33 protein-coding genes are annotated in these 26,156 nt (G+C 31.5%); 26 read left to right on the forward strand and 7 right to left on the reverse strand.

The annotated features are described in order from the left end of the window. Positions 1-38 precede the first annotated feature (38 nt). From obgE to recO, 25 genes are all read left to right on the forward strand, one after another. Positions 39-1,082 (forward strand): GTPase ObgE, encoded by a 1,044-nt coding sequence (gene obgE, locus CKA54_RS04220; RefSeq protein ID WP_120760249.1) that lies wholly within the window; start codon positions 39-41, stop codon positions 1,080-1,082. Then, the gene (locus tag CKA54_RS04225) at positions 1,082-1,549 is read left to right on the forward strand and encodes a DUF6194 family protein (protein WP_120760251.1); all 468 of its coding nucleotides are present in this window, start codon (positions 1,082-1,084) and stop codon (positions 1,547-1,549) included. Before obgE ends, CKA54_RS04225 begins: the two co-directional genes overlap by 1 nt. Continuing rightward, complete coding sequence (gene fmt / locus CKA54_RS04230) at positions 1,546-2,457, forward strand: methionyl-tRNA formyltransferase (protein ID WP_120760253.1); 912 nt, start codon at positions 1,546-1,548, stop codon at positions 2,455-2,457. Before CKA54_RS04225 ends, fmt begins: the two co-directional genes overlap by 4 nt. After that, a complete protein-coding gene (locus tag CKA54_RS04235; protein ID WP_120760255.1) occupies positions 2,438-3,073 on the forward strand; it encodes a biotin--[acetyl-CoA-carboxylase] ligase in 636 nt (211 codons plus the stop codon). Before fmt ends, CKA54_RS04235 begins: the two co-directional genes overlap by 20 nt. After that, complete coding sequence (locus tag CKA54_RS04240) at positions 3,070-3,852, forward strand: ParA family protein (RefSeq protein WP_120760257.1); 783 nt, start codon at positions 3,070-3,072, stop codon at positions 3,850-3,852. The genes CKA54_RS04235 and CKA54_RS04240 overlap by 4 nt, the downstream gene beginning before the upstream one ends. A gap of 3 nt (positions 3,853-3,855) precedes the next feature. Then, positions 3,856-4,707 (forward strand): ParB/RepB/Spo0J family partition protein, encoded by an 852-nt coding sequence (locus CKA54_RS04245; RefSeq protein ID WP_120760259.1) that lies wholly within the window; start codon positions 3,856-3,858, stop codon positions 4,705-4,707. A gap of 63 nt (positions 4,708-4,770) precedes the next feature. Next, a complete protein-coding gene (locus CKA54_RS04250) occupies positions 4,771-5,196 on the forward strand; it encodes a FoF1 ATP synthase subunit B' (RefSeq protein ID WP_120760261.1) in 426 nt (141 codons plus the stop codon). Between the two features lie 9 nt (positions 5,197-5,205). Beyond that, entirely contained in the window at positions 5,206-5,718 is a 513-nt protein-coding gene (locus tag CKA54_RS04255; protein ID WP_120760262.1) for a F0F1 ATP synthase subunit B, read from the forward strand. After that, complete coding sequence (locus CKA54_RS04260) at positions 5,718-6,239, forward strand: F0F1 ATP synthase subunit delta (RefSeq protein ID WP_120760264.1); 522 nt, start codon at positions 5,718-5,720, stop codon at positions 6,237-6,239. The genes CKA54_RS04255 and CKA54_RS04260 overlap by 1 nt, the downstream gene beginning before the upstream one ends. Before the next feature lie 9 nt (positions 6,240-6,248). Further along, entirely contained in the window at positions 6,249-7,754 is a 1,506-nt protein-coding gene (gene atpA, locus CKA54_RS04265) for a F0F1 ATP synthase subunit alpha (protein ID WP_039617356.1), read from the forward strand. A gap of 9 nt (positions 7,755-7,763) precedes the next feature. After that, positions 7,764-8,648: an ATP synthase F1 subunit gamma gene (gene atpG, locus CKA54_RS04270; protein WP_120760266.1), complete on the forward strand. Its 885-nt coding sequence runs from the start codon at positions 7,764-7,766 to the stop codon at positions 8,646-8,648. Positions 8,649-8,662: 14 nt separating this feature from the next. Continuing rightward, positions 8,663-10,060 carry a F0F1 ATP synthase subunit beta gene (gene atpD / locus CKA54_RS04275; protein ID WP_120760268.1) on the forward strand — a complete coding sequence of 466 codons (1,398 nt, stop codon included), beginning with the start codon at positions 8,663-8,665 and terminating at the stop codon, positions 10,058-10,060. Between the two features lie 2 nt (positions 10,061-10,062). Continuing rightward, complete coding sequence (gene atpC / locus CKA54_RS04280; RefSeq protein ID WP_120760270.1) at positions 10,063-10,455, forward strand: ATP synthase F1 subunit epsilon; 393 nt, start codon at positions 10,063-10,065, stop codon at positions 10,453-10,455. Further along, positions 10,455-11,015: a MotA/TolQ/ExbB proton channel family protein gene (locus tag CKA54_RS04285; RefSeq protein WP_120760272.1), complete on the forward strand. Its 561-nt coding sequence runs from the start codon at positions 10,455-10,457 to the stop codon at positions 11,013-11,015. Before atpC ends, CKA54_RS04285 begins: the two co-directional genes overlap by 1 nt. A 2-nt stretch (positions 11,016-11,017) precedes the next feature. Then, complete coding sequence (locus tag CKA54_RS04290) at positions 11,018-11,404, forward strand: Tol-Pal system subunit TolR (RefSeq protein ID WP_043019333.1); 387 nt, start codon at positions 11,018-11,020, stop codon at positions 11,402-11,404. Positions 11,405-11,407: 3 nt separating this feature from the next. After that, entirely contained in the window at positions 11,408-12,184 is a 777-nt protein-coding gene (locus tag CKA54_RS04295; RefSeq protein ID WP_120760274.1) for a TonB C-terminal domain-containing protein, read from the forward strand. Beyond that, complete coding sequence (gene tolB / locus CKA54_RS04300) at positions 12,181-13,383, forward strand: Tol-Pal system protein TolB (RefSeq protein ID WP_172586669.1); 1,203 nt, start codon at positions 12,181-12,183, stop codon at positions 13,381-13,383. The genes CKA54_RS04295 and tolB overlap by 4 nt, the downstream gene beginning before the upstream one ends. Before the next feature lie 66 nt (positions 13,384-13,449). Then, on the forward strand, positions 13,450-13,935 hold the full coding sequence (gene pal, locus CKA54_RS04305; protein WP_120760278.1) for a peptidoglycan-associated lipoprotein Pal: 486 nt from the start codon (positions 13,450-13,452) through the stop codon (positions 13,933-13,935). Between the two features lie 12 nt (positions 13,936-13,947). Next, positions 13,948-14,943: a tol-pal system YbgF family protein gene (locus CKA54_RS04310; RefSeq protein ID WP_120760279.1), complete on the forward strand. Its 996-nt coding sequence runs from the start codon at positions 13,948-13,950 to the stop codon at positions 14,941-14,943. A gap of 14 nt (positions 14,944-14,957) precedes the next feature. Then, positions 14,958-15,536, forward strand: coding sequence for a peptidylprolyl isomerase (locus CKA54_RS04315; RefSeq protein ID WP_120760281.1), 579 nt, complete (start codon positions 14,958-14,960; stop codon positions 15,534-15,536). 47 nt (positions 15,537-15,583) lie between these two features. Next, complete coding sequence (locus CKA54_RS04320; RefSeq protein ID WP_332088667.1) at positions 15,584-16,456, forward strand: ACP S-malonyltransferase; 873 nt, start codon at positions 15,584-15,586, stop codon at positions 16,454-16,456. After that, complete coding sequence (locus CKA54_RS04325) at positions 16,453-17,139, forward strand: 5'-methylthioadenosine/adenosylhomocysteine nucleosidase (protein WP_120760284.1); 687 nt, start codon at positions 16,453-16,455, stop codon at positions 17,137-17,139. Before CKA54_RS04320 ends, CKA54_RS04325 begins: the two co-directional genes overlap by 4 nt. Continuing rightward, the gene (locus CKA54_RS04330; protein WP_120760286.1) at positions 17,136-17,897 is read left to right on the forward strand and encodes an ATP-binding protein; all 762 of its coding nucleotides are present in this window, start codon (positions 17,136-17,138) and stop codon (positions 17,895-17,897) included. The genes CKA54_RS04325 and CKA54_RS04330 overlap by 4 nt, the downstream gene beginning before the upstream one ends. After that, a complete protein-coding gene (locus tag CKA54_RS04335) occupies positions 17,890-18,402 on the forward strand; it encodes a cysteine hydrolase family protein (RefSeq protein ID WP_120760288.1) in 513 nt (170 codons plus the stop codon). Before CKA54_RS04330 ends, CKA54_RS04335 begins: the two co-directional genes overlap by 8 nt. Then, on the forward strand, positions 18,402-19,016 hold the full coding sequence (gene recO / locus CKA54_RS04340) for a recombination protein RecO (RefSeq protein ID WP_120760290.1): 615 nt from the start codon (positions 18,402-18,404) through the stop codon (positions 19,014-19,016). Before CKA54_RS04335 ends, recO begins: the two co-directional genes overlap by 1 nt. Here the strand turns inward: recO and CKA54_RS04345 are convergent. Genes CKA54_RS04345 through bamA form a run of 7 tightly spaced genes read right to left on the reverse strand, consistent with a single transcriptional unit; the run spans position 19,000 to position 25,216 of the window. Further along, entirely contained in the window at positions 19,000-19,320 is a 321-nt protein-coding gene (locus CKA54_RS04345; protein ID WP_120760291.1) for a hypothetical protein, read from the reverse strand. The genes recO and CKA54_RS04345 overlap by 17 nt on opposite strands. Before the next feature lie 60 nt (positions 19,321-19,380). Beyond that, positions 19,381-20,307: a tRNA-dihydrouridine synthase gene (locus CKA54_RS04350; protein ID WP_120760293.1), complete on the reverse strand. Its 927-nt coding sequence runs from the start codon at positions 20,305-20,307 to the stop codon at positions 19,381-19,383. Further along, positions 20,304-21,287, reverse strand: coding sequence for a hypothetical protein (locus tag CKA54_RS04355; protein ID WP_120760295.1), 984 nt, complete (start codon positions 21,285-21,287; stop codon positions 20,304-20,306). Before CKA54_RS04355 ends, CKA54_RS04350 begins: the two co-directional genes overlap by 4 nt. After that, positions 21,284-21,640, reverse strand: a complete 357-nt coding sequence (gene dksA / locus CKA54_RS04360) for an RNA polymerase-binding protein DksA (RefSeq protein WP_120760296.1) — start codon at positions 21,638-21,640, stop codon at positions 21,284-21,286. Before dksA ends, CKA54_RS04355 begins: the two co-directional genes overlap by 4 nt. Before the next feature lie 8 nt (positions 21,641-21,648). Then, positions 21,649-22,104 (reverse strand): 23S rRNA (pseudouridine(1915)-N(3))-methyltransferase RlmH, encoded by a 456-nt coding sequence (locus CKA54_RS04365; protein ID WP_120760298.1) that lies wholly within the window; start codon positions 22,102-22,104, stop codon positions 21,649-21,651. 2 nt (positions 22,105-22,106) lie between these two features. Continuing rightward, positions 22,107-22,949, reverse strand: coding sequence for an acetyl-CoA carboxylase, carboxyltransferase subunit beta (gene accD, locus CKA54_RS04370; protein ID WP_120760300.1), 843 nt, complete (start codon positions 22,947-22,949; stop codon positions 22,107-22,109). A gap of 50 nt (positions 22,950-22,999) precedes the next feature. Then, positions 23,000-25,216 (reverse strand): outer membrane protein assembly factor BamA, encoded by a 2,217-nt coding sequence (gene bamA, locus CKA54_RS04375; RefSeq protein ID WP_120760302.1) that lies wholly within the window; start codon positions 25,214-25,216, stop codon positions 23,000-23,002. 77 nt (positions 25,217-25,293) lie between these two features. Between bamA and CKA54_RS04380 the strand changes: the two genes are divergently transcribed. After that, the gene (locus tag CKA54_RS04380) at positions 25,294-26,121 is read left to right on the forward strand and encodes a prephenate dehydrogenase (protein ID WP_120760304.1); all 828 of its coding nucleotides are present in this window, start codon (positions 25,294-25,296) and stop codon (positions 26,119-26,121) included. Positions 26,122-26,156 lie beyond the last annotated feature (35 nt).

Below are 26,156 nucleotides of genomic sequence, written 5' to 3' on the forward strand. Positions count from 1 at the left end.
TATAATATCATTTTAAAAATTTATACTTTGGTGATTGTATGTTTATAGATAATGTAAAATTAGTTTTAAGTTCGGGTAATGGTGGTAAAGGTGCTGTAAGTTTTCGCCGTGAAAAACATGTTCCACTTGGTGGACCTGATGGTGGCGATGGTGGAAATGGTGGCGATGTGTATTTTGTATGCGACAATAATACTCATACTCTAGCACACTTTAAAGGTAAAAAAGAACTTAAAGCGCAAAATGGTCAGCCAGGTCTAGGTCGTAATAAAAACGGCAAAAGAGGAGAGAGTTTAGAGCTAATCGTTCCTCAAGGTACTCAAGTAATTGATGCGCAAAGTGGGGAAATTTTACTTGATATGCTTGTAGAAGGCCAAAAAGAACTCTTTTTAAAAGGCGGTAAAGGCGGTCTTGGTAATACTCACTTTAAAAACTCTACTAATCAACGCCCAGATTATGCCCAACCTGGTGTAGCAGGAAAAACCTTAAGTGTACGCTTAGAATTAAAACTCATAGCAGATGTTGGGCTTGTAGGCTTTCCAAATGTAGGAAAATCCACTCTTATAAGCGTAGTATCTAATGCAAGACCCGAAATAGCTAATTATGAATTTACTACACTAACTCCAAAACTTGGCATGGTTGAAGTAGATGATTATAATTCTTTTGTGATGGCAGATATCCCAGGCATTATAGAAGGTGCAAGTGACGGTAGAGGTTTGGGGCTTGAGTTTTTAAGACACATAGAAAGAACTTCTTTTTTGCTTTTTGTGCTTGATCCATTAAGAGAAATGAGTTTAAAAGAGCAGTTTTGTGTTTTAAGAAAAGAATTAGAAAAATTTTCAAATAAGCTTTATGCAAGAAATTTTGGTGTCATGCTCTCAAAAAGTGATAGCGTAAATTTAGGTGAAGAATTTGCACAAAAAATGGAGGATGATTATAATGAACTAAAGGCTTATTTACAAAGTCAAAATAACCCGCAAAGTTTTTTTGTCAAAGTATCAAGCCTTGAAAAAACCGGACTTAAAGAGCTTAAATTTATGCTTTTAGACGAAGTAAAAAAAATCAGAAATCAAAATAATCTTTGATGAGTGAAAATTTAACTATAGATTTTATCCAAGAATATATCAAATCTAATTTTAAAGACTTGATATATAAATTTACCTATAAAGAGCATAGCTTTTTTTATAATCCTGATAAGGTTTTAAAAAACGGAGTTTATTTTTGTACTATTAAAGAAAATGATGGCATAAATGATAAAGCTTCAAATTTAAATAGAGAGGGTGTATTTCGTCTAAGTTGCTCTCTTTGTGATCAAGATTATCAAAATCTTTTTGGTCAAAAACCTAAAAAAGCTTTAAAGGGTGAGGTCGTTGGTTTAAATTATGATTTTTCTATGCTTGATCTTATCATGCCTCACCCAATTTATGCTTATATGGGATATATTTGCATCAACAACCCTTCTAGAAAAAATTTTGAAATTTTTAAAGATTATCTTGAGCTTTCATATCAAAAAGCTATAAAAACTTATCAAAAAAGGATAATGGCATTATGAAAAATATCATTTTTATGGGAACTCCCTCTTATGCAACTTGTATTTTAAAAGAGCTTGTTGATAAAGGATTTAATATCCAAGCTTTATTTACTCAACCTGATAAACCTGTAGGAAGAAAGCAAATTTTAACTCCAAGTGATACTAAAAAATTTATTTTAGAAAATAATCTTGATATAAAAATTTATACTCCAAAAAGCTTAAAAGATGAAAATGTTATACAAGATATTAAAAGTTTAAAACCAGATTTTATAGTTGTTGCTGCTTATGGGAAAATTTTACCAAAAGAAATTTTAGATATCGCTCCTTGTATTAATCTACATGCTTCTTTACTTCCTAAATATCGTGGAGCTTCGCCGATACAAAGCGCTATTTTAAATGGAGATAAAATAAGCGGGGTTTGCACGATGCTTATGGAAGAAGGGCTTGATAGTGGTGCTATTTTAGAAAGTAAAGAATGTGATATAGAAGGTAAAAATTCAGCCGAGATTTTTATTATGCTTTCAAATTTAGCAGCCAAACTTTGTATAAGTACTTTGGAAAATTATTCTCAAATTACCCCTGTGGCTCAAGATGAAAGTTTGGTTACGCATTGTAAAAAAATCAAAAAAGAACATGGATTGATTGTTTTAGATAATGCAAATGAAATCTATCAAAAATTTCTAGCTTTTACCCCTTGGCCTGGAATTTTTTTAGAAAATGGTTTGAAATTTTTAGATATTGAATTGGTTGATAGTGAAAAAACTCAAAAATCAGGTGTAATTTTGCAAGTAGAAAAGGAAGGCTTTTTGCTTACATGTGAAACAGGTATTTTGAGGATTAAAACTTTACAAGAGAGTGGAAAAAAAGCCTTAGATGCCAAGACTTATTTAAATGGAAAAAGGTTAAAACTTGGAGATAGTTTATTTTGATGAGCTTGAATCAACTCAAATTTATTTAAGTGATAAAATTCGTAATGGTGAAATCGCAAATAATACTGCTATTTGTGCTTTTGTTCAAAGTGCTGGTATAGGTAGTAGAGATAATACATGGCAGAGTAAGCAAGGTAATTTACATGTGTCTTTTTGTGTAAAAACTCAAGAACTAGCACAAGATCTTCCTTTGGCTTCTGCAAGCATATATTTTGCGTTCTTGATGAAAGAAGTACTGCAAAAGCATGATTCAAAAGTGTGGATTAAATGGCCTAATGATTTTTACATAGAAGATAAAAAAATAGGTGGCTTAATGAGTTCTAAAATCAATGAATTTTTAGTAGTGGGAATGGGAATTAACCTCAAATATGCTCCATTTAATGCTGAAATTTTAGATATAGAAATAGACATTAAAGATCTTTTAAATGAATACTTTTTTTATGTGAATGAGAAGACTTTATGGAAGAATATTTTTAGCAAGTATATGTTAGAATTTGAAAAATCAAGAAATTTTTTTATACATAATGAAGGCAAAATTTTATCACTAAAAGATGCCTTGTTGTATAAAGATGGTTCTATATTGTTAGATAATAAAAGGATATATAGTTTAAGATGAGTGAGATAATAACTATTGCAAATCAAAAAGGTGGAGTAGGTAAGACCACAACTGCCATTAACTTGGCAGCTTCTTTGGCAGTAGCTGAAAAAAAAGTGCTTTTGATAGACATCGATCCACAAGCAAATGCTACAACAGGACTTGGTTTTAATAGAAGTAACTATGAATACAATATTTACCATGTGTTTATAGGTAGAAAAAAACTTTCAGAAATTATTTTAAAAACCGAACTTCCACAGTTATATTTAGCACCTTCTAATATTTCTTTGGTGGGTATCGAGCAAGAAGTGGTAAAAGAAAGTGGTGAATATAGAACAATTTTAAGAGAAAAAATTAAAGAAATTGCTAAAGATTATGATTTTATCATCATTGATTCACCGCCTGCGCTTGGAAGTATTACAGTAAATGCTTTTGCAGCAAGCGATAGTGTTATCATTCCTATTCAGTGTGAGTTTTATGCACTTGAAGGCGTTGCGATGGTTTTAAACACTATTAAATTTGTGAAAAAAACTATTAATCCAAAGCTAAAAATCAAAGGCTTTTTACCGACTATGTATAGCTCTCAAAACAATCTTTCCAAAGATACAGTGGAAGATTTAAAACAGAATTTTAAGCAAAAGCTATTTAGAACAGGTGACAATGAAGATGATTTTATAATCATACCAAGAAATGTAAAACTTGCTGAAAGCCCAAGCTATGGAAAGCCTATTATACTTTATGATATAAAATCACCAGGTTCTTTGGCTTATCAAAATTTAGCACACTCTATATTAGGATAAATTATGGCAAAAAAAAGTGCATTAGGAAGAGGTTTAAGTAGTATTTTAGCTGATATTGATGAGGTTTATGAAAAAGAATTGGGTTCAAATGAAGGAAAGATAGAAGAGATTGATATCGAATTAATTAGCCCAAACCCTTATCAGCCAAGAAAAAATTTTGATGAACAAGCTTTAGAAGAACTAGCAGGTTCGATTAAAGAATATGGCTTAATTCAACCTGTGGTGGTTTTTAAAAAAGATGAGTTTGAATATATTTTAATAGCAGGTGAAAGAAGATTTAGAGCATGTAAGCTTTTGGATAAAGAGCAAATTAAGGCTGTAGTTTTAAATGTTGATGATATAAAATTACGCGAACTTGCACTCATAGAAAACATTCAAAGAGAAAATCTAAACCCTATAGAATTAGCACATTCTTACAAGGAACTACTAGAAATTCACGATATTACCCAAGAAAAACTAGCTGATCTTATCCATAAATCAAGACCGCAAATTGCAAACACATTAAGACTTTTAAATTTAAACGAACAAACGCAAAATTTTCTTATAGAGGGTAAAATTTCCCAAGGTCATGCAAAAGTTTTAGTAGGGCTTGAAAAAGATGAAGAAAAAATGATTGTTGATACGATCATAGGGCAAAAACTTAATGTAAGAGAAACAGAAAAATTAATTAAAAACTTTAAAAATACTAACCATTTAGAAAAAAATACAAATTTAAACAAACAGTATCAATCCATGGAAAACCTAAAAGATAAAATTCACTCACTAGGTTTTAGAGTAAATGCAAAAGATTTGAAGCTAACGATTACTTTTTCGAACGAAGAAGAGGTAAAGGAATTCCTAAAAACATTTAATTAAATATGTTTTTAGGTATATTTTGATATAATTTCGCGTTTTATTTAGATTTATTTAGGAGTATTAATGTTTAATGATGTACATTTTTCCATCATGATAGCCACTGGTGTCATTTTTTTGCTTATGATAGCAATTTTAAATTCTATACTCTATAAACCTTTACTTAAATTTATGGATTCTAGGGATTTAACTATTAAAAATGACGAAGAAAAGATGAAGAAAAACTCTGATGATGTTTCGAATGTAGAAAGTGAATTGGAAAAAATTCATATTCAAACAAGAGATGAAATCAATCAAATCAAGGCAAAAGCTATAGAAGAAGCTAAATTAAAACAAGAAAAAGAAATATCAGCAAAGAAAAAAGAATTAGAAGATCAAATGCTTGTTTTTCTTAAAAGCCTAAAGGAAAAAGAAAAAGAATTAAAAGAAGAAATGCGTTCTAAAATACCAGAATTTAAACAAAGCTTTAAAAATAGCTTGAGTAAAATTTAAGGAAATTTAATGTTAGGAAAAATTGCAATTTTATCAGTGCTTCCTTTTTATGCTTTAGCAGCAGGTAATGGAAGTGGCGAGTATGACATCGTTCCAAGAGCGGTTAATTTTGTTTTATTTGCTGCAATTTTATATTATTTTATTGCAACACCTTTAAAGAATTTTTACCATGGAAGGATTGCAAAAATTGCTTCTAAGATGAATGAAATTCAGGAAAAATTGATCGCAAGTAAAAATCAAAAACTAGAAATGATGAAAAAGCTTGATCATGCTAAACAAGAAGCAAGTAATGCTATAATACTTGCAAAAAAAGAAGCAGAAATCATTACAAACAAGATAGAAGAAGAAACAAAATTAGAAATCAGTGTTTTAGAAAAAGCATACGAAGAACACAAAGACTATGAGATGAGAAAAATGGAAAAAGAAGTAGTAAAAGCTGTTTTAGATGAAATCTTTGAAGATCAGAATTTACAACTTCAGCAAAAAGAAATTTTAAATATCATGATGAAGAAGGTGTCTTGATGGAAAGTGTAATCGCAAAAACATATGCAAAAGCTATATTAGAAAGAAATGATTTTGAAGATTTTTTTTCAAAATTATTACAGTTAAGTTCAGCTTTTTCATCTACCAAATTTGTAGATATTTTAAACTCTTATGAACTTAAACAAGAAAAAAAATTAGAATTTATACTTTCTTTATTGGATAACCCAAGTGAAGCCTTTAAAAATTTTATGGCTTTAATTGTGAATAACAGTAGAGAAATGTTAATTCCAGAGATCACTAAAGAATTAAGTGAGCAAAAAGCATTAAAAGAAAACACATTCTTAGGGCAAGTTTATTCAAAAGAAAAATTAAGCGAAGAAGAGATTAGAAATTTAGAAGAAAAACTTAGCCATAAATTTAATGCAAAAATTAGATTAGATAGTAAAGTAAGTGATAACGATAGTGTGAAAATTAGCTTAGATGGACTTGGATATGAAATTTCATTTTCAATGCAAAGCTTAAAAGCTAAAATGAATGAATATATATTAAAAGCAATTTAAGGAGATTTGATGAAATTTAAAGCAGATGAAATTAGTTCTATTATAAAAGAGAGAATTGAAAAATTTGACTTTAATCTTGAAATAGAAGAAACCGGTAAAATTATTTCAGTTGCTGATGGTGTTGCTAAGGTATATGGCCTTAAAAATGCTATGGCTGGAGAAATGGTTGAATTTGAAAATGGCGAAAAAGGTATGGTACTTAACCTTGAAGAATCAAGCGTAGGTATTGTTATCTTAGGTAAAGGACTTGGGCTTAAAGAAGGAAGTTCAGTTAAGAGACTAAAAAAACTTTTAAAAGTCCCAGTGGGCGATGCATTGATAGGTCGTGTTGTAAATGCTTTAGGTGAGCCAATTGATGCTAAAGGTGTAATTGAAGCAAGCGAATACCGCTTTGTAGAAGAAAAAGCAAAAGGTATTATGGCTAGAAAAAGCGTTCATGAGCCATTACATACAGGTATTAAAGCGATTGACGCTTTGGTTCCAATCGGTAGAGGCCAAAGAGAGTTGATTATCGGTGATAGACAAACCGGTAAAACTACTGTAGCTATTGACACTATCATTAGCCAAAAAGGTAAAGATGTTATTTGTATATATGTTGCGATAGGTCAAAAGCAAAGTACAGTAGCTCAAGTGGTTAAAAAACTAGAAGAATATGGTGCTATGGATTATAGTATAGTAGTAAATGCAGGTGCTTCAGATCCTGCTGCATTGCAATACCTTGCTCCATATACTGGTGTAACTATGGGTGAATATTTTAGAGATAACTCTAGACACGCATTGATCGTTTATGATGATTTAAGTAAACATGCGGTTGCATATCGTGAAATGTCTTTGATTTTACGTCGTCCTCCAGGCCGTGAAGCATATCCTGGTGATGTATTTTATCTACATTCAAGATTGCTTGAAAGAGCAAGTAAGCTAAGCGATGAACTTGGCGCAGGAAGTTTGACTGCATTGCCAATTATCGAAACTCAAGCAGGTGATGTATCAGCATACATTCCAACTAATGTTATTTCGATTACAGATGGGCAAATTTTCTTGGAAACAGATTTGTTTAACTCAGGTATTCGTCCTGCAATTAACGTTGGTTTATCAGTATCTCGTGTTGGTGGTGCTGCACAAATCAAAGCAACAAAACAAGTTTCAGGTACACTAAGACTTGATCTAGCTCAATATAGAGAGTTGCAAGCTTTTGCACAATTTGCAAGTGATTTGGATGAAGCTAGTAGAAAACAACTTGAGCGTGGACAAAGAATGGTTGAAGTGTTAAAACAGCCTCCTTATTCTCCACTTTCAGCAGAAAATCAAGTTGTAATGATTTATGCAGGAACAAAAGGTTATTTAGATGATATCGCTGTTTCAAAAATCGGAGAATTTGAAGCAGCTTTATATCCATTTATTGAGGCTAAATACCCAGAAATTTTTGAGCAAATTAGAACGAAAAAAGCTTTAGATAAAGACTTAGAAGAAAAACTAGCTAAAGCATTGAGTGAGTTTAAAGCAAACCATATATAAGGTTTTTAAATGTCTAATTTAAAAGAAATAAAAAGAAAAATTAAAAGCGTACATAACACGCAAAAAACAACCAACGCAATGAAGCTTGTCTCTACTGCTAAATTAAGAAAAGCAGAAGAGGCGGCTAAAAAGTCAAAAGTTTATGCTCAAAAAATTGATGAAGTTTTATCTGAAATTGCTTTTAAGATGAATCAATATGAAGGGCTTGATGACAAACTTCCATTTTTTAGAAAAAAAGAAAATATCGAAAAAATGGACATTGTTTTCATTACTGCAGATAAAGGTTTGTGCGGTGGTTTCAACATTAAAACTATAAAAACAGTAAATGAAATGCTTGAAGAATGTAAAGCAAAAAAAATCAAGGTAAGATTGAGAGCGATTGGTAAAACGGGTATAGAGTATTTTAATTTTCAAAATATTGAAATTTTAGAAAAATATCTTGACACAAGCTCAAGTCCAGATTATGAAAAAGCTTGTGCGATCATTCATAGTGCTGTTGATGATTTTATGAATGAAGTTACAGATAAAGTGGTAATTGTACATAATGGCTATAAAAATATGATTTCTCAAGAAATACGTATTAATGAATTATTGCCAGTGCAAGCCATAGCAAGTAAAGAAGAACAAAATTCTCAGTCTTTAATGGATTTAGAGCCTGAAGATGGAGAAATTTTACATGACTTATTAAAAACTTATTTTGAATATAATATGTATTTTTCTTTGGTTGATTCTTTGGCGGCTGAACATAGTGCAAGAATGCAAGCTATGGACAATGCAACTAATAATGCAAAAGCAAGAGTTAAGCAACTTAACTTAGCTTACAATAAAGCAAGACAAGAGTCTATTACCACCGAGTTGATAGAAATTATCAGCGGTGTTGAGTCAATGAAATAAATTTAGGAGTGATGATGCAAGGTTTTATTTCTCAAGTTTTAGGACCAGTGGTTGATGTTGAATTTAAAGACTATCTTCCACAAATTAATGAAGCAATTATTGTTAATTATGAATTAGAAGGAAAAGAGTGTAAATTAGTACTTGAAGTTGCTGCACATTTAGGCGACAACAAGGTAAGAACTATTGCTATGGATATGACTGATGGTCTTGTTAGAGGTTTATCAGCTGTCGCAACTGGAAATCCAATCAGTGTACCGGTTGGTGAAAAAGTACTTGGAAGAATTTTCAATGTTACAGGTGATTTGATTGATGAGGGTGAAGAAGTTAATTTTGATAAACATTGGTCAATCCATAGAGATCCACCTCCATTTGAGGAACAAAGCACTAAAAGTGAAATTTTTGAAACAGGGATTAAAGTTGTAGACTTACTTGCTCCTTATGCAAAAGGTGGTAAAGTAGGGCTTTTTGGTGGTGCTGGTGTTGGTAAAACCGTAATTATTATGGAATTAATTCACAATGTTGCTTTTAAACATAGTGGTTATTCGGTATTTGCGGGTGTTGGTGAAAGAACTCGTGAAGGTAATGACCTTTATAATGAAATGAAAGAAAGTAACGTTTTAGATAAAGTTGCACTGTGCTATGGACAAATGAATGAGCCACCAGGGGCAAGAAATCGTATTGCTTTAACAGGTCTTACTATGGCTGAATATTTTAGAGATGAAATGGGTCTTGATGTGTTGATGTTTATCGACAATATCTTTAGATTTTCTCAATCAGGTTCTGAAATGTCAGCGCTTTTAGGAAGAATTCCTTCAGCAGTTGGATACCAACCAACTCTAGCTAGTGAAATGGGTAAATTCCAAGAGAGAATTACTTCAACTAAAAAAGGATCTATTACTTCAGTTCAAGCAGTTTATGTTCCAGCAGATGACTTAACTGACCCTGCGCCTGCAACTGTTTTTGCGCACTTAGATGCAACTACGGTTTTAAATAGATCGATTGCTGAAAAAGGTATTTATCCAGCTGTTGATCCATTGGATTCAACTTCAAGAATGCTTGATCCACAAATCATTGGCGAAGAGCACTATAAAGTAGCTCGTGGGGTACAATCAGTACTTCAAAAATATAAAGATTTGCAAGATATTATTGCTATTTTAGGTATGGATGAGTTGAGTGAAGAGGATAAGTTGATTGTTGAAAGAGCAAGAAAAATTGAAAAATTCCTATCTCAACCATTCTTCGTTGCTGAAGTTTTCACAGGTAGCCCTGGAAAATATATCAGTTTAGAAGACACAATAGCAGGATTTAAAGGTATTTTAGAAGGAAAATACGATCACTTGCCAGAGAATGCTTTCTACATGGTAGGTGGAATTGATGAAGTGATTGAAAAAGCAGAAAAACTTAAGGCTTAATAATGGATAACTTGATTCATATAGAGGTGGTAACACCTCTTGGTATGATTTACAATGATAGTGTAAAATCTGTAGTACTTCCTGGAAGTGAAGGTGAGTTTGGTGTGTTAAAAGGCCATGCTTCTTTGATATCTTCTTTAAAATCAGGAATTATCGATATAGAAAAAGCAGATTCAACTCATGAGTTAGTTGCTATTGATTCAGGCCATGTAAAAGTATCTGAAACTAAAGTTAGTGTTTTGGCTAAAGGTGCTGTTTGGGTTGGTGGAAATAGCGATAGCGAAATAGCAAAAAAATTAGAAGAAGCAAAAGATTTGATTAAATCTATGAGTAGCGATAGTGTAGCTTTGGCTTCTACTTTTGCTAAAATGGACAATAATGTAAGGCAAAAATAGTGGATTTTCAAGCAATTTTTCATTTTTTTGAAAATACAAGCTTAATCACTTATATTGTATTAGCTTGGCTTTCGGTGTATTTTATAGTTAGTTTTAGTATTTTATTTTCAAGAATGTCACTTATTAACAAGTGGATGCAAGATGAAAGTCAAGCTCTAGAAGCTTTAATGAGAGGCGAAAGAGACTTGAGTCAAAGTGCATCGATTTTAAAAAAATGTATTGAGATCGATGAAACTAAGATGAATATTTATAAAAATTCTGTAGAAAAAAAAGCAACAATAGGCTTAACTTGGCTTAGTATTATCGCTTCTACTTCACCTTTTATAGGGCTTTTTGGTACTGTTATTTCTATTCTTGAAACTTTTGGTGGTTTAGAAATGCAAAATTCTCTAAGTATTATTGCTCCTAAAATCAGCGAAGCTTTGGTAGCTACGGGTTGTGGGATTTTGGTTGCAATTCCAGCTTATAGTTTTCATTTGATTATTAAAAGAAAAGCATATGAGTTGATTAATATCTTAGATAGTGAGATTAAAGTATTAGTAAGTTCTTCAAAGGCTTAGTAATGTTTTTAGATGAAAAACCTGAATTAAACATTACGCCTTTGGTGGATATTATGCTAGTTTTGCTAGCTATTTTGATGGTTACTGCGCCTAGTATTACTTATGAAGAAAAGGTGCAGCTTCCACAAGGATCACAAAAAGCTTCTAGTGCTCCAAATATTAAAAGCTTGATTATAACAATTAATGCAAAAAGAGAAATTTTTATAGGAAAAGATAAATTTGATTTTGTAAGCTTTGCAGACAATATGAATGCCTTGAAAGTTCAGTATAATACACAAGAAACTGTCTTTATAAGAGCAGATAAAAATCTAAAATACGACGATGTAATGAGTGTTTTAAGAACAATGAAGCATCTTGGTTTCCAAAAAGTTGCTTTACAAACTGAGTAGAATATGGAAGAAAATTCGATACGCAATCTTAAAGCACTTGTTTATTCGATTTTAATTTATTTTATCGTTATTTTTTTAGTTTTTTTTAAACTGATAGAGTACAAAACAAAAGCTATTGAATTTACAGATGATCCTAATAGTTTTGTGAATATAGAACTTGGTGATAGTGTTAATACCAATCAAGTCAATATTACACAAGAAATACAAAAAGAAAATTTACAAAGCCTATTTGAAGAAAATCTTTTACAAAAATATACTACAAATAAAAATGTAAATACTCAAGATATAGACCAAAAAGCAAGTGTGTTTAATGATTTGTTTGGAAAAATAGAAGACTATCAAGAAGAAAAAACCACAAAAGTACAATCTTCAATGCCATCAAAAAAACCAATTTTTACTCAAAGAGAAAAGATTAATGATTTTTCTCAACAACTTAATGAAAATCTACAGTTAAATCAAGAGTTGGGGCAATCTCTTATGGAGCAAAAAATAGGAGTATATGATCAGTTTTTGGGCGCGGTGAGAAAATACCTTGAAGATCGATGGAGAATTTATAATCCTAGTGGAAATTTGAGTATCGAAGTAGAATTTGTTATAGATAATCACGGTCAATTTTATTTACTAAGTTCTACAAGTGCTTATAGTGATAATTTTGATAAAAAAGCAAAAGAATTTTTACAAAATTTAGAAGGAAAATACATAACTTTACCTCCAAATGGTAAAATAAGAAAAATCAAAATGCAACTTAGCGATGTAATTGAGTTTAAAACGGAGAAATGATGAAAAGGATATTAGTTTTTTTATTTTTTTGTTCAGTGTTGTTTGGGCAAGATGCAACTATTTCAGTTGTAAATAAAGGCATGCAACTGCCAACAATTTTTATCAAAGATCAATCTAAGCTTAGTGATTTAGATCTTAAGAAAAGTTTTTACAATATGCTAATTAACGACATCAAGGTGAGTTCTAATTTTGAATTAAGCCAAGATGAGGCGAAAAGCGATTATGTTTTTTCTTATGTTTTGAATAAAAATGGCAAACTTTTAGATATTGATGTTGAAGTCTTAGCTGCTAATGAAACTAAGACAAGATTTTATGAACAAATTCTTTCTGTAGAAGAATACCCATTTTTAGCACATAGAAGTGTTGCTCAAATGAATAGAAAACTCGGTTTTTCACTTGTAGATTGGATGGATCATAAAATTCTAATCGCAAGAACCCAAGGTAGCAAACATAGTGATATTTTACTAGCTGATTATACTTTAACTTATCAAAAAGTGTTGATTTCAAAAGGTTTAAATTTATTTCCAAAATGGGCAAATAAAGAACAAAGCGCATTTTATTTTACAGCTTATGAAGATGAAATACCAACTCTTTATAAGTATAATATGAAAAATAAAAATATTACAAAAATAATTGCTAGCAAAGGCATGATGGTCGCTTCTGATGTGAGTGATGATGGTAAAAAAATACTTTTAACTATGGCCCCAAAAGATCAACCAGACGTTTATTTGTATGATATAGATACAAAAAACCTTACGCAAATTACAAGTTATATTGGTATAGATGTAAATGGAAATTTTGTTGATGATGATAAAAAAATTGTTTTTGTATCAGACCGTTTGGGCTATCCAAATATCTTTATGCAAAATTTAGATACCAATCTAACAGAGCAGGTTGTTTTCCATGGTAAAAATAATTCATCTGTTTCTACATATAATCATTATATGGTATATTCAAGTAGAGAGGTAAATCAAAGGGGTGTTTTTAATCTGTATTTAATGTCAACTCAAAGTGACTATATCAGACAACTTACAGCTAATGGAAAAAATCTTTTTCCAAGATTTTCTAGCGATGGTCAAAGCATCGTATTTATAAAGTACTTGGGGTCGCAAAGTGCTTTAGGTGTTATAAGAATCAATGCAAACAAAGCATTTCATTATGGTTTAAAAATAGGAAAAATTCAATCAATTGATTGGTAAAATATCAAAATAACATTTTTTTTGTTATAATTAAGCATAATTTTTAAATAAAAAAAGGGGAAAGTAATGAAAAAAATCATTTTTGCTTCAATTGCTGCATTTGCTGTTATTGTAAGTGGATGTGCTACAAAAAATACTAGCGTAAGCAGTTCAAGTAGTGTAGATGGATCAAAAGGAAGCGGAAGCTCAGATCAATTTGAAAATGTTTCATCTTTAAATTCTATTCAAAATGTTTATTTTGATTTTGATAAATTTAACATCAGAAAAGATATGCAAGGTGTAATTGCTGATAATGCTGCAATCTTTAACAAAGAAGCGGCAAACGCTGCTATCGTAGTTGAAGGTAATTGTGATGAGTGGGGAACAGATGAGTATAACCAAGCTTTAGGCTTAAAAAGAGCTAAAGCGGTTAAAGAATCTCTAGTAGCTCAAGGTGTTAGCGCTGATAGAATTAGCGTGAAAAGCTATGGAGAAACTAATCCTGTATGTACTGAAAGAACAAAATCTTGTGATGCACAAAATCGTCGTGCTGAATTTAAAATTACAAAATAAGTTTAAATTGATATGAAAATAAAACTATTATCAGTAGCTCTTTTGGGGGCTACTTTTTTACATGCTGAAATTTCAGCATTTGATGCAGGAAAAGTAGACACAAAAACACCTTATGGTTTAACTCAAAATGAAAAACTACAATATGAAAACCAAGAGCGCTTAAAAGCTTTAAATGAATATTATACTAACTTAACTAGTAAAATTAACACTGCTGTGGAAAATATAGAAGGTTTGCAAAGTGTAACCGAGGGTTTGAATGCTCAGTATTCAAAAGCAAATACAAAATTACTTTCTTTGGAAGACAATTACCAAAATTTTGAGGCAAATATAACTCAAGAAATCCAAAATTTAAGAGCTTATGTAGAGGAAAATAGAAAAATTCAAGAAAAAAATCATCAAGAGATACAAAAAGTTTTAGCTGAAATCACAGCTTCAATTAACAAAATAAATGATGATTATATTTCTAAAGATGATATGAATCAAAGTATAACTTTTTTTCAGTCTGAAATAGAACGATTGCAAAAACAGATCAACAATACACCTTCTCCAGTTGTTCCTATTGTAAAAGATAACAACCAAACGCAAGAAATCATCGAAGATGTTAATGAAACTCAAGAAGTAGTGGTTGTAAAAAAAGATGACAGTTGGAAAAATTTAGATTCTAGCGAGATATTAAAACAAGCAATTAATGAAACAAATAAAAATCAATTTGAAGATGCAAAAGAGAAATTTGAGCATTTAATTAGCATTCATTATAAACCTGCTAGATCTACATTTTGGCTTGGAGAAATAAGATACAAACAACAAGATTATGCAGGCGCACTAGGCTTTTATAAAAAAAGTTCTGCAATAAGTACCAAGGGTGATTATGTGCCAAAATTACTTTATCATACTGCTATTAGTTTAGATAAAGTAGGTGATCCTAAAAGTGCGAATAAATTTTATAAAGCCTTAAAGACAGCATATCCTGATAGCCCTGAAGCGAAAGTTTCGCCAGATAGAAAATAAAAAAGGAGAATAAAATGGCTATAGAAAAAAATAGTGTAGTTTCAATGTTTTATGAGTTAAAAGATGCAAATACCAAAGAAGTTTTAGAATCAAATGTTTATGCAGAACCGATTTCTTTTATTTTAGGTAAGGGGCAAATTTTAGAAGGGTTGGAAGCTGAAATTCAAAAATTAGATGCACCTTGTAATGTTGATATTGAAATTAAAAAAGAAAATGCTTTGGGTGAATACGATGCAAACGCTTTACAAACTTTACCAAAAGAACAATTTGCAGGAATTGACTTGCAAGTTGGTATGGAGCTATTTGGTGAAGGTGAAGATGGAAATACTGTAAGAGTTATCGTAAGAGAAATCACTGAAAATGAAGTGACTATCGACTACAATCATGCTTACGCGGGAAAAGATTTGTTATTTTCATTAAATATTGTAGATGTAAGAGCAGCGACTGAAGATGAAATCTTAACAGGTATAGTTGCTGGTAGTAGAAGTTGTGGATGTGGTGGTGGAGGACATCATCATGATCATCACGGTCACGGTGGTGGCGGTTGTTGTGGTGGCCACGGTCACGGTGGTGGCTGCTGCGGTGGTCATTAATGAATACTGCATTTATTTTTCCAGGCCAAGGCTCTCAAAGCGTTGGCATGGGTCTTAGTTTTTACGAAAATTCATCTAAAGCAAAAGAACTACTTGAGCGTGCAAGCGAATACTGCAAGATAGATTTTAAACATTTGCTTTTTGAAGAGAATGAAAATTTAAATAAAAGTGAATTTACACAAATGGCTATTGTATTAAATTCGCTTATGGCTTATGAAGCATTAAAAGAGCAAACAGATCTTTGTCCAAAATATAGCCTAGGACATTCTTTGGGTGAATTTAGTGCTTTGGCAACTCAAGGGGCATTTGATTTTTTAGATGTAATCATGCTTGTAAATAAACGTGGTCAGTTTATGCAAGAAGATTGTTCTAAAATTGAAGCAGGTATGATGGTGGTTTTGGGTTTAGAAGATCAAGTGGTGGAAGAACTTTGCCAAAAAGCATTAAACGATGGTAAAAATATTTTTGCCGCCAATTACAACTGCGATGGACAAATAGTTGTTGCAGGTTTAAAACCAGATCTAGCTTCTTATGAAAATGAATTTAAAAATGCTGGAGCAAAACGAGCCATGTTGTTAAATATGAGCGTGGCAAGCCATTGTCCGCTATTAAAAAATGCTTCCATGAGGCTTTCAAGAGAACTAGAGCTTGTCTTAAAAGATGAGTTTAAAAGTGTAGTTTCGAATGTGAATGCTAAAGTATATAATGATAAAAGTCAAGCTTTGACACTTTTAAGCGATCAGCTTGTTAAGCCTGTTCTTTATAAGCAAAGTATTAAAGCTATTGATGATGAAGTAGATTTTTATATTGAATTTGGCGCGAGTGTGTTAAAAGGTTTAAATAAAAAAATCACTACAAAAGAAACTTATGCATTAAGTAAAATAGAAGATATCGAAGAAATTTTAAAGGTTGTTAAATGAAGATAGCTATTTTAGGTGCTATGCCTGAGGAAATAACTCCTTTGCTGGAAACACTAAAAGAATATCAAACTGTAGAATATGCAAACAACACTTATTATCTTGCAAAGTATAATGAGCATGAGTTGGTTATAGCTTATTCTAAAATCGGAAAAGTTAATTCAACTCTTAGTGCGACTATTATGATTGAAAAATTTAAAGCAGAACTTTTACTTTTCACAGGTGTAGCAGGTGCTTTTAATCCTAGTTTGGAAATAGGTGACTTGATTTATGCTACAAAATTAGCACAGTATGATTTAGATATTACCGCTTTTGGACATCCACTTGGATATGTTCCAGGAAATGAAATTTTTATTCCAACTGATGAAAAGTTAAACCATCTTGCCTTAGATGTTGCCAAAGAGCTTGGTATAAAAATTCAACCTGGTGTAATTGCTACGGGTGATGAGTTTATTTGTGATGAAAATAAAAAAGCAAAAATTAGAGAAATTTTTAACGCAGATGCTTGCGAAATGGAAGGAGCAAGTGTGGCTTTAGTGTGTGATGCTTTAAAGATCCCATGCTTGATTTTAAGATCAATGAGTGATAAAGCAGGCGAGAAAGCTGAATTTGATTTTGATGAATTTGTGGAAAAATCAGCAAAAATTTCAGCTAATTTTGTATTGAAAATTTGTGAGAAACTATGATTAACCTCAGTAAAAAGCTCATCAGGGAAGTGGCAAAGGCCAATGCTAAATTTTCTTTGATCAATGACAATGACAAGGTTTTGTTGGGCTTAAGTGGTGGAAAAGATTCACTTGCTTTGGCGCACCTTCTTAAACGTATGCAAGCACATGCGCCTTTTAAATTTGAGCTTAAAGCTGTGACTTTGAGCTATGGAATGGGCGAAGATTATACTAAACTTCATAATCATTGTAAAGAACATGGTATTGATCATGAAGTGATTGACTCTAATATTTATGAAATATCAGGCGATACTATTAGAAAAAATTCGAGTTTTTGCAGTTATTTTTCAAGAATGAGACGCGGTGCTTTGTATACCTATGCTTTGGAAAATGGTTTTAATAAGCTAGCTATAGGTCATCATTTAGATGATGCTGTAGAAAGCTTTTTTATGAATTTTATTTACAATGGTGCTCTTAGAAGTTTAGCGCCAAAATATAAAAGCAAAAGAGGCGTAGAAGTTATTCGCCCTTTGATTTTTGTAAGAGAAAGACAATTAAGAGAAAATGCTATTGCTAATGAGCTTGAAGTCATTGGTAATGAATTTTGCCCTGGTATGAAATTAAGTGAAAAAAATGTTAAATTTCCACATGCTAGAGAAGAGGCGAAGCAACTTTTAGCTAATTTAGAAAAAGACAATCCAAAATTATTTACAAGTCTAAAAACCGCGTTTGAAAATATTCATACAAATAGTTTTTTCATGGTTAAGGACAATGACTAAGCTCTTGGTGGTTGTTGACTATCAAAATGATTTTATCGATGGTAGCTTGGGTTTTGAAGAAGCTACCAAGATAAAAGAAAACATTCTCAAGCTTTTAAAAAATCATCAAGATGATGTGGTTTTTACTTTTGATACTCATGATGAAAATTATTTAAAAACCCAAGAGGGCAAAAATATCCCTATTTGCCACTGTATTAAAGATGGTTTTGGCTGGAAAATGCCAAGCGAATTTGATATATATTTAAAAAATGCAAAAAAAATTTTTCATAAAAACACCTTTGGTAGTTTAGAATTTGCGAATTTTTTAAAAGAAAACCATTACAATATTATAGAATTTTGTGGTTTAGTTTCGCATATTTGCGTTTTTAGTAATATTATTTTAGCATTAAGTGCTACACCTAATTCTAAACTTATCTTACACAAAAATGCCACAGCAAGCTTTAGTAAAGAATTAGAGCAAAGTGCTTATGATATTTTAAAAGCTTATGGTATAGAACTTCTTTAATGCAAGGGTATATTTTACATACTCAAAGTGTAAAAGATGAAGATTTGATTGTTTATCTTTTAAGTCCAAAAAAAGTCATCAAAAGTTATAGATTTTATGGAATGAGACATTCAAATATCTTAAGTGGCTACAAGATAGATTTTGAACTTGAAGAAAGTACAAGATTTTTACCACGGCTAAAAGATGTCTTGCATGTGGGTTTTTCTTGGACTTTAGATAGAGAAAAAATGTTCTTTTGGCAAGAGTTTATAAGGCTTTTTTATTGGCATTTAAAAGAAGTGGAAACTGTTGATAGTTTTTATTTTGAACTTTTAGAAGAATGTGCTAGACGTTTTGAAAAACAAGATTGCAAGCGGGTTATTGTAGATGCTTATTTAAAACTTTTAAGCTTTGAAGGACGTTTGCATCAAATTTTCACTTGTTTTGTTTGCGATGAGAGTATACAAGAAGATGTTGTCTTAGTAAGAGCTTTTTTGCCAGCTCATAGAAAATGCGCTTTTGGTTATGAATTTAAAGCTAAGGATTTGTCTTATTTTTATAACAATTTTAATTCATCGCATTTTAGCGATGAATATATTGATAATTTATATAAAATCATCAAAGAGGGTTTTTAAGCGTGATATCATACATCATAATCGCTTCTTGTCGAAGTCGTGAGATGATGTTAATGCTATCAATATGGGTGTTTTTAATAATAGCTTCCTTGCTATTTTTTATATCTTCAAGTAAATTCCCAAGTTGTTGTTGAGAGCTTTGCAAGCAAGTGCTAATACACTTTGGCTTGCTTTGATCTAAAATTTGATCAAAATTCAAGCTTTGGTTATTAAGCTTTGAAGCTTGCGCTGCTAGGTTGTTTGCGCTTGTTCTAATGCCACCTAATGCTTTGTAAATCCCTTTCGAATTGATATGAGCTGCCATGAACCTTCCTTGTTTTATGGTATCTCTTCATCATATTGCTTGGTCATTTACAAGCAAAAATCATTCCTTATTGAAAAAATCTTGAATATATTCTCTCATGGTATCAGCATCATTGATACGGTTTACTTGATCTCTAAAATTAGATGCATCTTCATAGCCTTTAGAGTATTCATGTAGATGTTTTCTAAAAATACTAACACCTTGATCTTTATAGTGTTTTAGCATTTCTTCAAAGTGCGTAAAGATGATTTTATTTTTCATGGTTTTATCGATTTTTCTACCATGTTTGATCTCATAAAATATCCACGGCTTTCCTACGCTTGCGCGACCTATCATTAAGGCATCGCATTGGGTGATTTTAAACACATCATTGGCATTTGCTTCACTGATATCACCATTTGCAACTAAAGGAATTTTGATATTTTCTTTAGCCATGGCTATTGCTTCATAATCAGCATTACCACTATACATTTGTTTTCTAGTGCGACCATGCATGCTGATAAAATCTACTCCTGCATTTTCGCATGCTTTTGCGATAGCAATGGGATCTTTTTTGTCAAAACCCAATCTCACTTTAACACTAGTTAGCTTTTTGTTACTGGTTTTTTTTATGAGTTCTAAAATCCTTTGTAGTTTATCAAGATCTTGCAGTAGAGCACTACCTGCGCATTGTTTAATGACTTTATTAACAGGGCAACCACAGTTAAAATCAATTCCATCAATAAAATCAAAACGGTTTAAAATTTCTACAGCCTTTTGGATCACGCCCTCATCAGAACCTGCTATTTGGACAATGTAAGGATTTTCAAGTTCTGCTCTTTCTAGCATTTTAAGGGTTTTTGTACTTTCATATACTAAAGCATTAGAACTAATCATCTCACTAATGGTCACATCAGCACCAAATTGTTTGACTAAATTTCTTAAAGGCAGATCAGAAAACCCTGCCATAGGTGCTAAAAATAAAGGTTTTTTGCTAAAATCAATCATTGTATTAGTCTATCAAGTTCAAATTTTTTGTTATGCTCTCTTAAAAAGAGGGCAAGCCTAAAGTCTTTGTGTTCGTTTTGATCATTTCCTAATTCATTAAGCAATTCATCATACATACCAAATTCAGCTAAAGTGTATAAATAAGCTCTTAAGGCTTGGTTTTGGTGATCTTTTAGTTTTTTAAATAAAGCAATCAAAAACTGTGGTTCTAATTTTGGACATAGAATTTTCACACTTTGTAAGTAGCCACTCTCATCTAGCGGATTCATTGTAAGCAAAACTTCTATCTCGGCTTGATTTAAATCTAATTTTTCTTCTTTAAATCGATGTAAAAGTAACAAGATATCATCTTGGCTTTTTTGAACTTTTAATGTCTTGATTTGACTATAAGGACTGTTTTTTAATACTTCATTATATGCAAGTTGTTCTAAATCATCATTTATTTTTTCTTTGTTTTTGATAAAAGCAAAAGCATATTCACTGTCTTTTATGAAATGGTTCTTTTCGTTTAAAATAAAAATTTCATTATGTGTGTCTAGTTTGTATTTTTTTAAGTCGACAAATTCTTTTTGTTCTAATTGTTCAAAAATATCAACAATACTGTCTATTTTAGGGTTTTGAATTTTCTCTTTGCAATAAAGTGCATAGGTGTTTTTTGCTATGTCTTGAAATTCTTGTGTCTTAAATTTAATCTTGCTAGTTTTTTTTAAAAAAATATCAACTATATAGTTTTCATAGTTTTTACTGTCTTTGATTAGATTTTTATACTGTAAATGTTTTAAAAAACCATAAAAACTCATATGTAATAAAGCTAAAATCATTAAAACAAAGGTAGGTAAAATTACCCATATGCTAACTGGTAGGCGTAATTCAAAAGTAGAAACTACAAAAGTATAATCACCCAAATTTAGATTATAAACTAAGGCCGCAACAATTAAAAGATAAACTAAGCTTGCAAAGAAAAATAATTTTATTTTCATAGCTCTTTCCTTTTTTCTAGGTTTTCACGGCAATTTATACAATATTTTGCATGAGGTTTTATTTTCAGCCTTTCAGGGTGGATATTTTCCTCGCAATATTCACAAATTCCGTAAGTATTGTCATCTATTTTGCTTAATGAATGTTTAATTTCATCTAATTCAGCTTTTAAATTTTCATTGATTTTAAAATCAATATGTGAGCTATTGTCGATTTGTTGTAGATCAACTTCATCTCTAGGTTCACTATCTTGTAGATTGTGTATATTGTCTATGTTACCTTGAAGTTGGTTTAAAATTTCTTTTTGTCTTTGGATTAAAATATTTTTAAATTCTTCAAGATTTAATTCTTGCATAAATGCTCCTATTTGTGGTATGGGTGATTTGTGTTGATACAAAAGGCACGATAAATTTGCTCCAAAAGCATGGTTTTGGCAAATTTGTGCACTAGTGTCATTTTACTAAGGGCTATGCTAGTGTGCATTTGTGCGATAAATTCTCTTTCAAAGCCATAAGCACCGCCAATAAAAAAAGAAATTTCATTTTTATCTTGTAATAACTTTGCAAATTCTATACTGGTGAGATTTTTACCTTTTTCATCTAATGCTATGCAAAAGCCTTTTTTGTGTGGATTTAAAGCGTTGGTATAAGACTTTTTAGCTTCTAAGGCATTAGTATTTTGAGCTAGAGCTATTTTGTTGTTAAAGATACAAACGTCGTTAAAATTACAAAATTTTTTGATGAGTTTAGTGTAGTTTTCATTGATTTTACTAAACTCATCGTTGTTATTTTTTTGAATGCTTAAAACATTAACTTGCATTTTTAATTTTTAGAAAAAAATCTTAAAAAGTCTGCGATAAATTTTTTATGTTCGTTTCTTTCTACAATGGCATCAATCAAGCCATGTTCAAGTAAAAATTCGGCTTTCTGGAAGCCTTCAGGTAAATCTGCACCTATGGTTTGTTTGATTACTCTAGCTCCTGCAAAGCCAACTAAAGCACCAGGTTCAGCCATGATGATATCACCAAGCCAAGCAAATGATGCACTAACCCCACCCATTGTCGGGTCGGTTAAAACTGAAATATAAGGTAATTTTGCTTCAGCAAGTAGTTTTAATGCTGCGCTTGTTTTACTCATTTGCATTAAAGAGTAGGTGCTTTCTTGCATTCTAGCACCACCACTTGCGCTAACAATTACAACAGGAGTTTTTTTCTCAATAGCTCTTTCAATAGCTCTAAGAATTTTTTCTCCTTCAACTGAGCCTAAGCTCCCGCCCATAAAAGCAAAGTCAAAAACAACTAGTTGGGTTTTTATCCCATCTATGCAGCATTCCCCGCTTATTACAGCGCTTTTTCTTCCTGTTTTTTCTTCATTTTCTGCTAATCTTTTTTTATATGATTTACTATCAACAAATTTGAGAGGATCTACCGCATGTAAGTCTTTATCCATTTCTACAAAAGTACCCTCATCACTTAGCAGTTCAATACGTTTAGCAGGACTTAATCTCATATGAAAATTACATTTAGGGCAAACATTATAACAAGTTTCTATCTCTTTATAATACATCAACGCATGGCATGAGTTGCATTTTACCCAGTGGTTTGGAGCCTCACTTGGAGCAGCTTGCTTGCGTCTTATGCTAGAAAAAATATCTAAAAAATTCATTATCTCTACCTAAAATAAAATTTCAAAATTATAGCAAGATTTTATCACTTTTAAAATCTTGCACCCAACATAAATTCAAATTTACTCAAATCATCTTTTGAGTTGGTGTTAAATGGTTTCGCAAAAACTAAATTTAAAGCACCTAGTGGAGTAAGCCATTCAAAACCAATACCTGTGCTCCATCTTTGAATTTGACTTAAAGAGCTTTGTCCGATTGCACCATAGTCAAAAAACACACTTCCCCTTAGCTTGATTCTATCAAAGATTGGAAAACTAAGTTCTACGGAGTTTGCAAAGGCTACTGTACCGCCTGTCTCATCACCCCAATCGTTTTTAGGGCTAACACTTCTTCTATCAAAACCCCTAATGGTGCCTATGCCCCCAAGATATAGTTTTTCATTGATTGGTAAATAGCCTTGATCCCATACCTTGTAAAAACTTGCTTTATAGCGATAGATCAAATCCCAGCCTATGAAGTCTTCTAAACCTTGATAATAGTTAAATTTGGTAACAGAGCTTATAAACTCTTGATCTCCGCCTAAACCTGCATATTCAAGTGAGGTTGAGGCGATAAAACCCGATCTTGGTAAATAGTAATCATCGGTATTGTTAAATACAATCGAAGGTGTAACGGAGCTTTTGTAGCTTTTTCCAAGCTTGTAACCTTGCGCAATCAAACGATCACTTAGATGATAAATATCACTTTGTTCAAGATTGTAAGTTAAACCTATGCTAGTATATCTACCCAGTGTTTTTCCTACGCTTACATCAAAACCATAGTTTCTTTCATCATAACTATCCCATTCTAAACGATCTGAATATAATGAGCCGCCTAAAGAATAATCGCTATCATTTACTCTAGGATTTTTTAAAGATACTCTACCAGAAAGAGTATCATCACCTTTATCAATACTTACACTTCCTTTCATACCAGATCCTAAAATATTGGCATCTGATAAAGAAGCGCTAAGCAAAATTCCATCACTAGTGCCATAACCAATACCGCCTGAAATAGCTCCAGTTGATGCTTCTTTTACTTCCACTACTAAATCAATATGAGTATCATCTACTCTTTGCTCTTTGATTTCGACATTTTCAAAATACGCTGTTCTTCTTAAGGCATTTCTTGAATCTGTTAAGTCGGTTCTATTGTAAAGATTTCCTTCTGTGAGATACAATTCTCTACGAATTACCCTATCAACTGTTTTAGTGTTACCAGAAATGATAACATTTCTTATGTATACTTTTTCATTAGGTATTACTTTAAAGATGATGGTAGCTTGGTGATTTTCTTTGTCTTTTTGTATATCAGGTATGACTTGTACAAAGGCATAGCCTAAGTCCGCAGTTTTAGTTTCGATGGTTTTGATATCTTCTCTTAATTTTTCTATGTTGACAATTTTTCCAATGCTAAGTTTAAGATCTTTTGCTAAAGCATCGTTTTCTTCATCGCTAAAGATGGGATTAAAAATTTTAATATCTTTTACTTTATAAACTTCACCTTCATTAATAAAATAAGTCAAATCAGCTTGATAAGTGTCGGTATAAGTGTTTAAAAAAGCAGGAGATACGCTTACATCTAAATAACCTTCTTTTAAATATACATCAGAAATTCTTGAGCTGTCATTTGCAAGATCAAAAATTTTAAGCTTGCCATCATTAAAACCCCACATCCAACCCAAAGCCTCTCTTTGCTTATTAGCTATAGCAGGTTCTACATCAGAGTAGCTTAGGTTTTTAGCACCACTTAGATGTACTTTTTCTATGATGATATTTTCTCCGCGATTAACAATAAAAGTCAGCTTAAGTGAGTTTGAGTTGCTGAGTTTTTCATTTTTGATTTCTACGATGGTATCGTAAAAACCTTTGGCTTGATAAAATAATTTAATCTTTTCAGCTGATTCTTTAGCTGAATTTTCATCATATAAAATTCCAGGTCTTAATCCAACAAGAGTTTCTATTTGTTTTCTATCATTACTTGCGATACCTTGAATATCAACTTTACCAATAGATGGTTTTTCTACTACTTTGAAAGTTAAAATGCCATTTTTTTCATTGACAACGATGTCTTTAAAATAATTTCTTTCAAAAAGATTTTTAATCGCCATGTCTATATTGGCATCATCGATTTTTTGTCCAATTTTTAATTTTGAAATCGCAATAGCGCTTTCTTTGGAAAGTTGCGATAAGCCTTCAAATTTGATATCTTTAATTGTTGTTGCACATAAAGAACTTGAAAGTGCAAAGAAAACAAACCATTTATTCATCATATTACCTAAATTTTTATATACAAAATCGTTATAATACCAAAATATTTTTAACTAATGCTTTTTAAGGAAAAATTATGGTAGTAGGGATAGTTGGGCTTGGTTTAATAGGCGGATCTTTAGGCTTGAGTTTAAGGGATAATAAGCTGATTGATCAAGTCTATGGATATGATATCAATAAAGCTTTTGAGCAAATTGCATTAGAAAGACAATTAGTAGATCAGATTGTCTCATTTGATGAGTTGAAAAAATGCGATGTGATATTTTTAGCAATTCCTGTAAGAGCCATAGTGAAAATTTTAAAAGATTTTCAAGATTTATCTAAAAATACGACAATCATAGAACTTGGAAGCACCAAAGCAGAGATTATTAAAAACTTACCTTTGGCTTTAAAAAGTCAATTTATCGCAGCTCACCCTATGGCAGGAACTGAAAATAGCGGACCCACTGCTGCGGTAAAAGATTTATATAAAAATGCAGTTTGTGTTTTGTGTGATGTGCAAAATGCTGATCATATTCATCAAAAAAGAGCTATAGAGCTTTTTTCTGATTTGGGAATGAAGCTTGTATTTATGGACAGCAAAGAACACGATCATCATGCTTCTATTATCTCGCATTTACCTCATGTGATTAGTTTTTCTTTGGCAAATTTTGTTATGAAAGAAGAAAATAAAAAAAATATAGCTCATTTAGGTGGCCCTTCTTTTAGGGATATGTGCAGAATTGCCAAATCAAATCCGCAAATGTGGAGTGGAATTTTTGAACAAAATAAGCAAAATTTGCTAAATTCTATTGATTTGTTTCAAAAAGAACTGCAAGAATGTAGAAAAATGATAGAAAAATGTGATATAGACGAGCTTGAAGCTTGGATTAAAAGCGCTAATAAATTAAGAGAAATTTTATAATTTTATGTATAATTTACTCTTAATTTGCCATAGCA

Origin of the sequence: Campylobacter sp. P255, assembly GCF_003627915.1 — a bacterium.
GTDB lineage: Bacteria > Campylobacterota > Campylobacteria > Campylobacterales > Campylobacteraceae > Campylobacter_D.

Excerpts from the sequence above, each read along its gene's own strand:
- obgE (WP_120760249.1), top strand. The coding sequence starts at position 39 with ATGTTTATAGATAATGTAAAATTAGTTTTAAGTTCGGGTAATGGTGGT.
- CKA54_RS04225 (WP_120760251.1), top strand. The coding sequence starts at position 1,082 with ATGAGTGAAAATTTAACTATAGATTTTATCCAAGAATATATCAAATCT.
- fmt (WP_120760253.1), top strand. The coding sequence starts at position 1,546 with ATGAAAAATATCATTTTTATGGGAACTCCCTCTTATGCAACTTGTATT.
- CKA54_RS04240 (WP_120760257.1), top strand. The coding sequence starts at position 3,070 with ATGAGTGAGATAATAACTATTGCAAATCAAAAAGGTGGAGTAGGTAAG.
- CKA54_RS04245 (WP_120760259.1), top strand. The coding sequence starts at position 3,856 with ATGGCAAAAAAAAGTGCATTAGGAAGAGGTTTAAGTAGTATTTTAGCT.
- CKA54_RS04250 (WP_120760261.1), top strand. The coding sequence starts at position 4,771 with ATGTTTAATGATGTACATTTTTCCATCATGATAGCCACTGGTGTCATT.
- CKA54_RS04255 (WP_120760262.1), top strand. The coding sequence starts at position 5,206 with ATGTTAGGAAAAATTGCAATTTTATCAGTGCTTCCTTTTTATGCTTTA.
- CKA54_RS04260 (WP_120760264.1), top strand. The coding sequence starts at position 5,718 with ATGGAAAGTGTAATCGCAAAAACATATGCAAAAGCTATATTAGAAAGA.
- atpA (WP_039617356.1), top strand. The coding sequence starts at position 6,249 with ATGAAATTTAAAGCAGATGAAATTAGTTCTATTATAAAAGAGAGAATT.
- atpG (WP_120760266.1), top strand. The coding sequence starts at position 7,764 with ATGTCTAATTTAAAAGAAATAAAAAGAAAAATTAAAAGCGTACATAAC.
- atpD (WP_120760268.1), top strand. The coding sequence starts at position 8,663 with ATGCAAGGTTTTATTTCTCAAGTTTTAGGACCAGTGGTTGATGTTGAA.
- atpC (WP_120760270.1), top strand. The coding sequence starts at position 10,063 with ATGGATAACTTGATTCATATAGAGGTGGTAACACCTCTTGGTATGATT.
- CKA54_RS04290 (WP_043019333.1), top strand. The coding sequence starts at position 11,018 with ATGTTTTTAGATGAAAAACCTGAATTAAACATTACGCCTTTGGTGGAT.
- CKA54_RS04295 (WP_120760274.1), top strand. The coding sequence starts at position 11,408 with ATGGAAGAAAATTCGATACGCAATCTTAAAGCACTTGTTTATTCGATT.
- tolB (WP_172586669.1), top strand. The coding sequence starts at position 12,181 with ATGATGAAAAGGATATTAGTTTTTTTATTTTTTTGTTCAGTGTTGTTT.
- pal (WP_120760278.1), top strand. The coding sequence starts at position 13,450 with ATGAAAAAAATCATTTTTGCTTCAATTGCTGCATTTGCTGTTATTGTA.
- CKA54_RS04310 (WP_120760279.1), top strand. The coding sequence starts at position 13,948 with ATGAAAATAAAACTATTATCAGTAGCTCTTTTGGGGGCTACTTTTTTA.
- CKA54_RS04315 (WP_120760281.1), top strand. The coding sequence starts at position 14,958 with ATGGCTATAGAAAAAAATAGTGTAGTTTCAATGTTTTATGAGTTAAAA.
- CKA54_RS04320 (WP_332088667.1), top strand. The coding sequence starts at position 15,584 with ATGGGTCTTAGTTTTTACGAAAATTCATCTAAAGCAAAAGAACTACTT.
- CKA54_RS04325 (WP_120760284.1), top strand. The coding sequence starts at position 16,453 with ATGAAGATAGCTATTTTAGGTGCTATGCCTGAGGAAATAACTCCTTTG.
- CKA54_RS04330 (WP_120760286.1), top strand. The coding sequence starts at position 17,136 with ATGATTAACCTCAGTAAAAAGCTCATCAGGGAAGTGGCAAAGGCCAAT.
- CKA54_RS04335 (WP_120760288.1), top strand. The coding sequence starts at position 17,890 with ATGACTAAGCTCTTGGTGGTTGTTGACTATCAAAATGATTTTATCGAT.
- recO (WP_120760290.1), top strand. The coding sequence starts at position 18,402 with ATGCAAGGGTATATTTTACATACTCAAAGTGTAAAAGATGAAGATTTG.
- CKA54_RS04345 (WP_120760291.1), bottom strand. The coding sequence starts at position 19,320 with ATGGCAGCTCATATCAATTCGAAAGGGATTTACAAAGCATTAGGTGGC.
- CKA54_RS04350 (WP_120760293.1), bottom strand. The coding sequence starts at position 20,307 with ATGATTGATTTTAGCAAAAAACCTTTATTTTTAGCACCTATGGCAGGG.
- CKA54_RS04355 (WP_120760295.1), bottom strand. The coding sequence starts at position 21,287 with ATGAAAATAAAATTATTTTTCTTTGCAAGCTTAGTTTATCTTTTAATT.
- dksA (WP_120760296.1), bottom strand. The coding sequence starts at position 21,640 with ATGCAAGAATTAAATCTTGAAGAATTTAAAAATATTTTAATCCAAAGA.
- CKA54_RS04365 (WP_120760298.1), bottom strand. The coding sequence starts at position 22,104 with ATGCAAGTTAATGTTTTAAGCATTCAAAAAAATAACAACGATGAGTTT.
- accD (WP_120760300.1), bottom strand. The coding sequence starts at position 22,949 with ATGAATTTTTTAGATATTTTTTCTAGCATAAGACGCAAGCAAGCTGCT.
- bamA (WP_120760302.1), bottom strand. The coding sequence starts at position 25,216 with ATGAATAAATGGTTTGTTTTCTTTGCACTTTCAAGTTCTTTATGTGCA.
- CKA54_RS04380 (WP_120760304.1), top strand. The coding sequence starts at position 25,294 with ATGGTAGTAGGGATAGTTGGGCTTGGTTTAATAGGCGGATCTTTAGGC.